The organism is Actinomadura sp. NPDC023710 (genome assembly GCF_040639875.1).
Classification (GTDB): Bacteria; Actinomycetota; Actinomycetes; order Streptosporangiales; family Streptosporangiaceae; genus Spirillospora; species Spirillospora citrea.
In genome coordinates this window covers 58798-69762 of sequence record NZ_JBFAGB010000018.1, presented here as the reverse complement: position 1 = coordinate 69762, position 10965 = coordinate 58798, and the positions used below count along the sequence as shown (strand labels likewise).

General features: G+C 74.4%; 8 protein-coding genes. 2 read left to right on the top strand and 6 right to left on the bottom strand.

Annotation, left to right across the window (positions count from 1 at the left end):
• Positions 1 to 14: 14 nt before the first annotated feature.
• The gene (locus AB0H37_RS21860) at positions 15 to 2327 is read left to right on the top strand and encodes a thioester reductase domain-containing protein (protein ID WP_360614715.1); all 2313 of its coding nucleotides are present in this window, start codon (positions 15 to 17) and stop codon (positions 2325 to 2327) included.
• Positions 2328 to 2568: 241 nt separating this feature from the next.
• Complete coding sequence (locus AB0H37_RS21855; protein ID WP_360614713.1) at positions 2569 to 3423, top strand: hypothetical protein; 855 nt, start codon at positions 2569 to 2571, stop codon at positions 3421 to 3423.
• Positions 3424 to 3472: 49 nt separating this feature from the next.
• Here the strand turns inward: AB0H37_RS21855 and AB0H37_RS21850 are convergent, their stop codons facing one another.
• The 6 genes from AB0H37_RS21850 to AB0H37_RS21825 all read right to left on the bottom strand — a co-directional run bounded on the left by AB0H37_RS21850 (position 3473) and on the right by AB0H37_RS21825 (position 10923).
• Positions 3473 to 4561, bottom strand: a complete 1089-nt coding sequence (locus AB0H37_RS21850; RefSeq protein WP_360614711.1) for a glycosyltransferase family 2 protein — start codon at positions 4559 to 4561, stop codon at positions 3473 to 3475.
• Between the two features lie 21 nt (positions 4562 to 4582).
• Positions 4583 to 5962, bottom strand: a complete 1380-nt coding sequence (locus AB0H37_RS21845; protein ID WP_329088445.1) for an arylsulfotransferase family protein — start codon at positions 5960 to 5962, stop codon at positions 4583 to 4585.
• Between the two features lie 146 nt (positions 5963 to 6108).
• Complete coding sequence (locus tag AB0H37_RS21840; RefSeq protein ID WP_360614709.1) at positions 6109 to 7503, bottom strand: MATE family efflux transporter; 1395 nt, start codon at positions 7501 to 7503, stop codon at positions 6109 to 6111.
• Entirely contained in the window at positions 7500 to 9305 is a 1806-nt protein-coding gene (locus AB0H37_RS21835) for a glycoside hydrolase family 3 N-terminal domain-containing protein (protein WP_360614707.1), read from the bottom strand. The genes AB0H37_RS21840 and AB0H37_RS21835 overlap by 4 nt, the downstream gene beginning before the upstream one ends.
• A 205-nt stretch (positions 9306 to 9510) precedes the next feature.
• A complete protein-coding gene (locus AB0H37_RS21830) occupies positions 9511 to 10260 on the bottom strand; it encodes an alpha/beta fold hydrolase (protein WP_329088439.1) in 750 nt (249 codons plus the stop codon).
• 3 nt (positions 10261 to 10263) lie between these two features.
• Positions 10264 to 10923 (bottom strand): sulfotransferase family protein, encoded by a 660-nt coding sequence (locus tag AB0H37_RS21825; RefSeq protein ID WP_179836095.1) that lies wholly within the window; start codon positions 10921 to 10923, stop codon positions 10264 to 10266.
• Positions 10924 to 10965: the final 42 nt, after the last annotated feature.

Below are 10965 nucleotides of genomic sequence, written 5' to 3'. Positions count from 1 at the left end.
AGGAAGCGGAGACGGTGAACGGAGCGGATGCGGACGGGACCGGGCTGGCCCCGGTCCCCGACCGCCGCCACGAGGGCGAACTGCTGGAGCAGAGCGGCCGCGGGCGGAGCGATGTGACGGACCTGCTGGCCCGGTTCGGATCCGGAGGCGGCGCCCGGCCGGGCGGGGAGCCGCCGCCGACCGGAACGGACGGCGCACCGGCCGAGGACGGCGCGGAATGGGATCTTGAACGGCTTGCCTCGGCCATCGCCGCCCGGACGGCGCCCTTCCTCGGCGGCGAGCAGATCGGCGTCGACGTGGACTTCTTCGACGCCGGCGCGACGTCGGTCGACGCCGCCGGGTTCGCCGCGGCGCTCAACCGCGACCTCGGCCTGCGGCTCAGCCTGGACGACGTCTTCGCCGACGCCAGACCGCGCCGCCTCGCGCGGCTGAGCCTGGCGTCCGCGCCGGCGGCGCACCGGGAGCACGGCGACGCCGCCGACGACGAGAACGAGGGCAGGGACGAGGATCTCGACCTGGTGGCGGCCGACCTGGCCCGCGCGGACCGCCTGCCCTGGACCGGCCCGGCCGACGCGACCCCGCCCCGCCGCATCCTGCTGACCGGCGCGACCGGCTTCCTCGGCGGGCACCTGCTGCTCGACCTGCTGCGGCGAGGCGACGCGCACGTCGTCTGCCTGGTGCGGGCCGCCGACGCGCGGGAGGGCGAGCGGCGCCTCGGCGAGGCGCTCGCCGGCTTCCGGCTGCCGTGGTCCGCGGAGGTCCGGCGGCGGGTGACGGTGCTGCCGGGCGACATCGCCGAGCCGCGGCTCGGGCTCGACGGCGGCCGGTGGGAGGAGCTGGCGCGGGAGGTTGACTCGATCGTCAGCGTCGCGGCGGCGGTCGACTTCCTGCGCGGTTACCCCTCGCTGCGCCGCGCCAACGTGCTCGGGCCGCTGACGCTTGCCGAGCTCGCGGCGACCGGGCCGTCCAAGCCGCTGCACCACATCTCCTCGGTCGCGGTGTTCAACGAGGTCGGCATCGCCTCCATGGGCGAGGACGACCCGCTCGCGCGCGTCGACCGCCTCGCCACCGGCTACGACCGGTCGAAGTGGGCGTCGGAGGTGGCGCTGCGGCGGGCCCGCGAGCACGGCCTGACCGTGACGCTCATGCGTCCGGGCGCCATCGGCGGGCACACCCTCACCGGCGCGCACAACCCGACCGACATCGGCAGCGGCCTGCTGTCGGCGTTCTCCCGGTTCCGCAAGGTGCCCGCGTTCCGGGCCGTCAACGCCGCCCCGGTCGACTGGGTCAGCCAGGTCGCCGCCGCCGTGGTGTACGAGCCGGACGGCTGGGGGACGACCTACAACCTCACCGGACGGCCCAACACGCTGCCGGACGTCCTGCACGACATGCGGCTCGGCGGGATGCACGTCCCCGTGCTCGGCTGGGAGGAGTGGAGGGCCGCCTTCCTGGCCGCCATGGAGGCCGACCCGGTCCCCGAGCTGGAGTTCCTGGCGCGGGTCCTGCGCAGCGCGACGGCCGTCAAGCTGGTCGAGGCGACACTCCTCGGCCCGGCGGCGACCGGCGAGCGCACCGAGGCCTTCGTGGCGCGGCACGACCTGCCCGAACCGGTCCGCTACGGCGCGCAGGCGCAGCTGAAGACCTACGAGCGGCTCGCGGAGGCGGGCCTGGCGCGGCTGCCCGGCCGCGACGACCCGCCGTACCTGTCGTTCCACGAGACCCTCGAAGGGACGCTGGGGCCCGCGGGCCTGGTCACCGACACGGTCTGCTCGCTGTCGCTGACGCTGTCGATCGCCGGGATGTACCAGCTCGTCAGGGAACGGCGCGTCGACGTGCGCGGCGAGATGACGTGCGCGCGGCTGCACCCGGAACCGCTGACGGTGGAGTCGGGCGACATCGTCGTCCGCCCCGAGGACGGGATCCCGCTGCGCCACGGACTGCACCATCCGCTGCTGCGGTACCGGCTCGCGCTCCGCGACGCGGGCGGGCAGGGCTGGTGGCTGGAGGGCGTCAAGACCGCCCGCGCGCGCCGCGACCTCTGGCGGCAGGCCCGCACGCTGGCGGTCGAGGTCGGCCGCGAGGGCGAGCCGGCGAGCCTGACCGGCGAGGTCGTCGTGCCGGCCGACGGCTACGTCCGCGAGCAGATCGACGGCATCGAGGTCGATCCCGCGCTGCCGCCGCCGGAGCAGCGCCTGGCCAAGCTGATGTGGCTCGGCTGGTTCTTCGCCCAGGTCGGCTGGGGCCTGCTCGAACCGAGCCTGCGCGCCGGAGCGGAACTTCTGGACCTGCGCCGGGACGTGAAGGACCGCAGGAGGGAGATCCGATGACGGCACGACGGCTCTACGCGCGGCACGGCGCCGCCGCGATCGAGCACATCCCGTTCCGGGCGTCCGACGGGACCGACCTCGCGCTGGCCCGCGTGACCCGCGCGAACGGCTCCGAAGGCGCCGCGGACGGCGACCGGCCCGCGGTGCTGCTGCTGCACGGCCTCACCGCGTCCTCCGACATGTTCGTCCTGCCGGAGACCCGCAACCTGGTGGACGTTCTGCTCGACGCGGGCTACGAGCCGTGGCTGCTGGACTGGCGCGGCAGCTGCCGGCTCCCCACAACGACGACGACCGCGCGGGCTACAGCTTCGACGACGTCGCGCTCTACGACATCCCCGAGGCGGTGGCGCGGGTCCGGGAGCGGATCGGCGGGCGGCGGCTGTTCGTCGTGGCGCACTGCCTCGGGGCGCTGTCGTTGTCGCTCAGCATGACGGCGGGCCTCGTGCCGGGACTGGCGGGCGTGGTGGCGCAGGGGGTCTTCCTGACGCCGAAACTGGCCGCCTCGACGCGCCTGCGCATGCACTTCGGTTTCGAGGTGCTGCGGCGGCGCATCCGGCACGTCCCCGTCGACTTCCGCAAGGCCGGGTTCCGGTCCAGGTACACCCCGCTGTTCGCCCTGGCGTCCCTCGGGGCGGACTGCCCGGACCCCACCTGCCAGATGCTTCACAACTCCGCCTGGAGCGTGGGCGCGTCACTGTTCGTCCACGACCAGCTGGACCGGCGCACCCACGAACGGCTGGCCGACCTGTTCGGCAGCGCGCCGATGTGCGTCATCCCGCACCTGCGGCGCATCGAACTGGCCCACACCGTGGTGCGGTGGAACCTCTCCGACGGCCGCTACCGCGCGCTGCCGGAGAACGCCCTGGACGCCGCGGACCGCATCGACTGCCCCGTCCTGCTGATGTCCGGAAGCGAGAACGGGCTCTGGCTGGACGCCAACAAGCTGTGCCACGACGTCCTGGCGGCCCGGCACCCGCGGCTCGACGTGCGCTACGTCGAGATCCCCGGCTACGGGCACGTGGACCCGTTCATCGGCCGGAGCGCCGCACTGGACGTGTTCGGGCACATCGTCGAATTCCTCGACGAGCGCCGGTGACGGCGGGGCCGGGCGGCTCGGGGGGCCGCCCGGCCATCACGCCGATTCCTCACAGGGGAGCGCCGGCCTCGTGGGCGCAGGCGCGCTCCGCCGGCGGGACCAGTTCCCGCCAGTCGCGCACCGGCGTGCCCGTCCTCGGCTCCCCGGGGAACATGTTGGGCAGCAGGTGGTACTCCTCCGCGTACGCGAGGCCGAGCATCCGCAGCCGCTTCTCCAGCCGCTGCTTGACGAACGAGTCCGAGCTCGCGCCGTAGCGGCCGGCCGCCGAGCCCGCCAGCCGGAACTTCTCCTCCGTCCACTCCCGGCCCCGCAGCGGGAAGTGGTGCATCAGCAGGGACGCTTCGCTCTCGACGACGGGCCTCCTGCCGGGCGGGGCCGCGACGGTGTGCCGGCCGAACATGAAGCGGAGCGAGCCGGGCTCGCGGACGCGGAGCAGCTGGTGCTTCCAGTGGCCCGCAGGGCAGGACGGGTTGTCGTGCCAGCGGGCGTTCGGCAGCTCGTCCAGCGGGTGGTGCCGGGGCTTCGGCGCCGACGTCCGTCCCGGGTAGTGCTCCAGGACGCGGCTGCCGACGGTGTCCACCGACGGCGGCAGCGTCCGGACGAGGTCGCGGATCGTGGTCCCCCGCGGGCCGCGCGGGAACTCGTCGGCGTCCACGACGATCCACCACACCGGCCGTCCCGCGGCCCGGGTCCGTTCGTCGACGACCTCCAGCATCCGCCTGGTGCGCCGGAGCTCGTCGAACTTCCCGTCGCTCTCGTCGCGTATGACGGTCGCGCCCGCGGCTTCCGCCTCCGACGCCGAGTCGTCGTCGGAGGCGTCGTCCAGGACGAAGACCTCGTCGGCTCCCTCCAGGAGGAGATTCCTGACGGTCGCGTAGATGACGTCGTCCTCGTTCCAGACCTGGGAGAGGCCGTAGACGAGCGGCTCGCCCTCCTCGGCGTCCCCCTCATTCGGGAAGGCCCGGCCCGGTTCGAAGCTCTGCCACGTCCTGACGTACCTCCTCCACCACGGCGCGGCGGGCGGGTTGCGCCGACGGAGGCGCGCCAGAGCCAGTTCGAACCCGTACTGCGGATAGTCGAGGACCCTGGCGTCCGGCCCGTCGCCGAAAAGGAACTCCTGTGTTTCCCATACCTTCATGTCAGGCCCCGGCTCGGTCGGTCAGCGTTCGATCGGCGTGACCGGCGAGGAGCCGATCGTGCGGCCGTCCGCGTCGAGCGCGTCGACCCGGACGAAGGCGGCCCCGTGCGCGTCGGGCAGCTTGACGGCGGTGTCGAAGCCGTCCCACTCCGCGGTGTCGACCTCGCGCAGGCCGTCCTCGGACGGGCCGGCCGACAGGCGCCAGCGGGCGACGCCGGTGGCGCCGTTCCAGACCGCGTGCACCTGGCCGCCGTCGAAGCGCGCCTCCGGCGGCGCGTCCGGCCGCCCGTGCCACTCGTGCCGGTAGACCCGGTAGGTGCTCCAGAGGGGTCCCTCGGGCATCTCGGCGTCGAACAGCAGCTCGCCGTCCGGGGAGAACTCCGAGATCCTTCCCGCGGCTCCCCAGCCGACCAGCGTGTTGCCGTTCGGCAGCCCGTACGCGCCGCCCTCCACGGGACACGACAGGTGCTCGGGGTGGGTGATCTGCCGGACGTGCGTCGCCACGCCCGTCCCCGGGTCGACGCGGATCCACACCACCCGCGACTCGTACCCGAGCATGCCGATGTTGGCCCCGTTGTCGAAGATCCGGTGGACGTTCCCGCCGACGGGCTGCGCGTCGTGCGGCCAGTTGAACCGCACCCCCACGCCGAGCGCGAACGTGCTGGCGCCGCTGCCGAGCTTCCAGAGGACCTCGCCGGTCCGCCGGTCGACCTTGTACACCGCCTGGGAGCTGCGGGCGGTGATCACCAGGTCGCCGTCGTCGTCCACGCCGACGGCGTTCACGTGCAGGTGGTCCCAGGGCCCGTCCCCGGCCAGCGCGACGGGCAGGTCGCTCTCGCCGAGGGGGATGTGCTCCAGGCCGCTCCAGTGCAGCAGCACCTCGCCGGTCGCCACGTCGATCTCCTCGACGACGCTGTCGATCGCCGTGCCGTCCGCGGAGCCGCCGACCGGCGACAGGTCCCACGGCCTGTTCCGGTAGCCGACGACCAGCGCGGTGCCGCGGTCGGTCAGCAGGAACTCGTGCAGGTCGACCGGCAGGTCGCCGCCGAGCCGGACCGAGGCGATGACCCGGTAGGAGGTGTCGGCGACGTAGCAGGTGCCCATGCCGACGCCGGTGTTGGTCGCCTCGCCCTGCCACCAGGTCAGCACCGGCCGCCCCTGGTAGCCCTGCACACGCAGGTTGGTGGCGTACTCCCCCTCGGGCAGCGGGAGGTACCAGACCACGCGCCCCCGGTCGTCGGCGATCTGGAGGCCGTGCGGGGCGCCGGGCTCCAGGATGGACTGCGGCGACATGAACAGGTGGCCGGGCGCCACCCCGTCGCGCAGGGTCGTCACGTTGATCCGCCGGATGCCGGCGTAGTCCGGCATGGCCGCGGTCGCGGGTTCGGTCGTCTCGCCCATGGTGTCCTCTCGCTGCGGCGGCGTCCGGGCAGGGCCGCCCGGACGGGCAGGCGCGGCTCACGCTATGCACGCCCGCGCGGCCCGCCCAGCGCCGATCGGGCGCACCTTCGAGGGGACGGGACGGCGCGGCGCGTCCGGGCGGACGATCAGTCCGGGCGGACGGGGGACGGGGGCGCGGCGCCCCAGGCGGGCTCCTCGCGCGACGTCCGCCTGCGCCGGTCCTGGGCGCGCACGAACGCCACCGCGGCGAGCACCGCGAGCACGCCGGCGGTGTTCATGGCGCCGATCGTCACGTACAGCGGGACCGGGCCGCCGGCGCCCCGGCCCGCCAGCGCGCCGATGCCGACCGAACCGGCGACGTACACCGCCGATGCGGCGAGCGCCAGGCGGGCGCCGCCGGTCTGCTCCAGCGCCATGAGCGCGGTGAGCACCAGCCCGAGCACCACGAAGCTCGGCCCCACGATCGCGATGTAGCGCGCGGTCTCGCCGGCGATCCGCTCGTTCTCGGCGGTCAGGTGGCCGATGACGCCGCGCAGCAGCCACAGCACGGGGACGATCACGGCGTACACGGCCAGCGTCGTCCGCAGCGCGGCGCCGAGCACCGCGGCGACCTGCTCCCGGCCGGACGCGCCGAGGCTCTGGTTCATCAGGATGGCCGCGGCGGAGCCGAGCACGACGGCCGGCATGATGACGAGGTTCTGGACCGTCGTCGCGGTCGCGAACCCCGCGATCACGTCCGGGCCGAACGGCTTGAGCATCAGCACGAACGCGAAGTTCATGCCGAACATCACGATGTTGGTGAGGCTGACCGGCACGCCGGTCCGCAGCAGGTACCCGAGGACCTCCGGCCGCCAGCCCCACTCCCTCAGCAGTCCCGTCCGGGCGAGCACGACCATGCCGAAGGCGCCGGCGGTGAGGCCGTTGAGGGCCGTCGCCAGCGGCAGCGCCGCGATGTCCAGCCCGCAGCCGAAGCCCAGCACCGCGAGCCCGGCGACCTCCACCGCGCTGCCCACCAGCATGATCAGTGCCGCCGGGCCGGCGCGGCCCGTGCCGCGCAGCGCCGACGCGCACAGCACCGGCCACGCCAGCGTGAGGTTGGCGAGCGACATCCACCGCAGGAACCGCACGAACAGGTCCTTGCCCTGCGCGTCCGCGCCGAGGACGTCCGCCAGGGCCGGCGCCGCCAGGCTCAGCCCGATCCCGAGCGCGAGCCCCGTGCCGAGCCAGACCACGGCCACGCTCATCGTCGTGGCCCCCACGTCCCGCTCGCCGCGCCCCGTCCGCAGCGCCGTGATCGTCTGGTTGGTGACGTCGAACGCGACCTGCACCCCGAAGAACAGGAACGCCAGCGGGAAGTACAGCGACCGGACGCGGATGGCCTCGTCGCCCATCCAGCCGAGGATGGCGACGATCACGATCGGCACCATGATGGCGAGCAGCTGCGCGGCCGCCATGGGCGCCGCCAGGCGGGCGATCCGGCGCCGGTGCGCCGCCCTCACCGTCTGCGGCGACTGCGCCGCCTGCGCCGTCGGCGCGGTCATGGGCGGGCCGGATAGGTGAGGCCGAACCCGTACGGGAAGAGCGGATCCTGGCCGTCGCCGTGGTTGATCGGCAGCTGGTCGGCGCTGCGCATCCAGGTGACGGGCAGCTTCCCGGTCGCGCCGGCGGCGCCGAACAGCACGTCGGCGACGCCCTGCCCCTCGGTGCCGGGGAGCCAGCAGGCGACCAGCGCGTCCCAGCCGGGCAGCTCCGCCGCGACGTCCAGCGGACGCCCGCTCACCAGCAGCACCACGACGGGGACCCCGGCGGCGCGCAGCCGCGCGATGGTGTCCAGGTCCACGGGGTCCAGGCCCATCCCGGCCGGGCGGTCGCCCTCGTCCTCGGCGTACGGCTCCTCCCCGACGACCGCGATGGCGACCTTGCAGGAGGGGCCCACGCCGTGGCCGTCCGGGTGGTGGCGGACGGTGGCGCCGGGGCCCGCGGCGGCGCGGATGCCGTCCAGGATGGTGGTCCCCGCGGTGACGGGCCCCGGCTCGCCCTGCCAGCTGACGGTCCAGCCGCCGCACTGCATCCCGATGTCGTGGGCGCTGCGCCCGGCGACGAGGATCTCTCCGCCGGGATCGAGCGGGAGCAGGCCCCCCTCGTTCCTGAGGACCACCAGCGAGGCGGCCACGGCCCGGCGGGCGAGGGCGCGATGCTCGGGGCCGCCGATCCGCCCCGTGTAGGCGCGGTCGGTCAGCGGGTGCTCGAACAGGCCCTGCTCGAACTTCTTGGTCAGGATGCGCCGGTTGGCGTCGTCGATCCGCGCCATCGGCACCCGCCCGGCCAGCACCTCGGCGCGCAGGGTCTCGATGAACCTCCGCCACTCCTCGGGGACCATGACCATGTCGATCCCGGCGTTGACCGCCGCCCGGACCTCGGCCGGGCCGAACGCGTCGGCCTCGTAGATCATGTCGAGGCCGTTCCAGTCGGACACGACGATGCCGGAGAAGCCGAGCTCCTCCTTGAGCACCTCGGTGACCAGGTACCGGTGGCCGTGCAGGCGCAGCCCGTTCCACGAGCTGTGGGAGATCATGACCGATCCCACGCCGCGCTCCAGGGCGGCGAGGAACGGCGGCAGGTGCAGCGCCCGCAGCTCCTCCTCGGCGAGGCGCGTGTCGCCCTGGTCGTCGCCGTCCTTGGTGCCGCCGTCGCCGACGAAGTGCTTGGCGGTCGCCATGACCGAGGGCCGGGGGCCGACGCGCGGGCCCTGGAGCCCGGTGATGAACGACGTCATGGCGATGGGCAGCTCGGGCAGCTCGCCGAACGACTCGTAGGTGCGTCCCCAGCGCGGGTTGCGGACGACCCCGAGGCACGGCGCGAAGTTCCAGGTGATGCCGGTGCCCGAGACCTCCTCGGCCACCGCGGCGCCGATGTCGCGGACCAGCGCGGGGTCGCGGGTCGCGCCGAGCCCGATGTTGTGCGGGAAGAGCGTCGCGCCGACCACGTTGCCGTGCCCGTGGACGGCGTCGACGCCGTACAGGATCGGGATGCCGAGCGGGGTGGCCAGGGCGGCGCGCTGGAAGTCGTCGTACATGTCCGCCCAGGTCACGGGGTCGTTCGGGGTGGGCACCGATCCCCCGCCCGACAGCACCGACCCGAGCCGGTACGCGGTGACGTCCGGCGCCCCGGCCTCCAGGCGCTCCGCCTGGGTCATCTGGCCGATCTTGTCGTCCAGGCTCATTCTGGCCAGCAGGTCCTCGACCCGGGCCGCGACCGGTGCCCGGGGGTCGCGGTACGGCGGGGCGTGTCCGTCGTCACGGCGGGGGTCGATGTCATGGGGTACATGCCTGTCATGGGGCACGGCCCTGTCATAGGGCACTGCTCGGGCGGCGGCGTTCTCGATGGCGTCCACAAGACACCGAGGCTGCACGCGACGGCCGCCGTTGAGGAGCCTCCAACGGTTCCTCCTCTTGTCCTGCCCCATTGGGCAGCCCGGGGCCGGGCACGGCGGCATGCCGGACGGGGCGACCGGCCGGCGCCGGCCGCCCCGCGGCCCGTCCCGCCCGCTAGCCCGCCGCGCGGCCGGCCGCCAGCCGGTCGAGCACGATCTCCGCGATCCGCTCCCGGTGGTCGTCGAGGAAGAAGTGCCCGCCGGGGAAGACGAACTCGGCGCCGTCACCGGAGCCGTGCTCCCGCCAGGCCAGCGCGTCCTCGACCGGGGTCATCGGGTCGGCGTCGCCCGCCAGCACCACGATCGGGCAGGCGAGCGGCGGCCCCGGGCGGTAGCGGTAGGTGTCGATCGCCTGGTAGTCGCCGCGCACCACCGGCATGATCATCCGGACGAACGCCGGGCTGTCCAGCAGCCGCGCGTCCGTCCCGCCGAGGCGGGTCATGTCGTCCAGCAGCTCGCGGTCGCCCATGGGGTGCGTGCGCTCCTGGCGGCTGCGCGCCGGGGAGCGGCGCCCCGAGACGAACAGCGCCGGGGGCGGCGCGGCGAGCCGCCGCGCCACCTCGAAGGCCACGATCGCGCCCATGCTGTGGCCGAAGAACGCCGCCGGCGGCAGCCCGGCGACCTCGGCCGCGAGCCGGTCGGCCAGCTCCGCGAGGTCGACCGGCACCGGCTCCCGGCGGCGGTCCTGCCGTCCGGGGTACTGGACGACGGTGACCTCGGCCGCCGGGCTCAGCGTCTCGGAGAGGCCGTGGTAGGCGCTCGCGGAGGCTCCCGCGTAGGGGAAGCACAGCAGCCGCGGCGCCCCCTCGTCCGCCGGGTGGAACCGGCGGAACCACCCGGCCCCTCCCCCAAGCGCTCCGGGCATCGCTCAGGACGCCGGGACGGCGTCGGGGTCGCCGCCGGTGACGTGCTCGCGCAGCAGCGACTCGAAGTCGTCGCGGTCGTTGGAGCGGGGGAACGGCTCGTCGGGCACCGCGACGCCGAGGAAGTCGCACAGCGGCTCCCAGCCCTGGGCGACCTCGAAGACCAGCAGCCGGTCCGGGTCCACCTCGCGGCGCACCGCCTCGTTGTGCTCGGCGAACACGCGCCGCGCGTGGTCGGGGTCGGTGAACCGCCCGCCGAACTGGCCGTCCCACACGACCTCCCGCGACATCGCCCGCATCTGGCCGAGGACGGGGGTGGCGGGCGGCGTGGGGTCCATGGCGGCGCGGTGGATGGTCGACGCCGCGCTGTCGTACCAGCGCCGCGGATCGCGGACGGTGAGGATGACCTTCGCCTTCGGGTAGAACTCGGTCAACTCCCGCCAGAAGCGGGTGCCCGGCCAGTCGACGCTGGACCGGTACCCGCGGTAGACCTCGTCCCAGTCGGTGGGCCCGCCCTGGGCCGCGCGCCGCCACAGCGGGATCTCCTCCGCGCGCTCCAGCATCCCGAGCATGTGGTGGCACGGGCCGAAGCCGAGCCTCTCCAGTGCGGCCTTCAGGGAGAAGGTGCCGGTGCGGCCGAACCCGGCGCCGATGACTTCGAGCATGAGGGGCTCCTTCGATGGTCGTTGCCGTACTTTCCGGGCCTC

Bases quoted from the DNA above. Each gene is read 5' to 3' on its own strand.
- AB0H37_RS21850 (WP_360614711.1), bottom strand. From the start codon at position 4,561: ATGAAGGTATGGGAAACACAGGAGTTCCTTTTCGGCGACGGGCCGGAC.
- AB0H37_RS21845 (WP_329088445.1), bottom strand. From the start codon at position 5,962: ATGGGCGAGACGACCGAACCCGCGACCGCGGCCATGCCGGACTACGCC.
- AB0H37_RS21840 (WP_360614709.1), bottom strand. From the start codon at position 7,503: ATGACCGCGCCGACGGCGCAGGCGGCGCAGTCGCCGCAGACGGTGAGG.
- AB0H37_RS21830 (WP_329088439.1), bottom strand. From the start codon at position 10,260: ATGCCCGGAGCGCTTGGGGGAGGGGCCGGGTGGTTCCGCCGGTTCCAC.
- AB0H37_RS21825 (WP_179836095.1), bottom strand. From the start codon at position 10,923: ATGCTCGAAGTCATCGGCGCCGGGTTCGGCCGCACCGGCACCTTCTCC.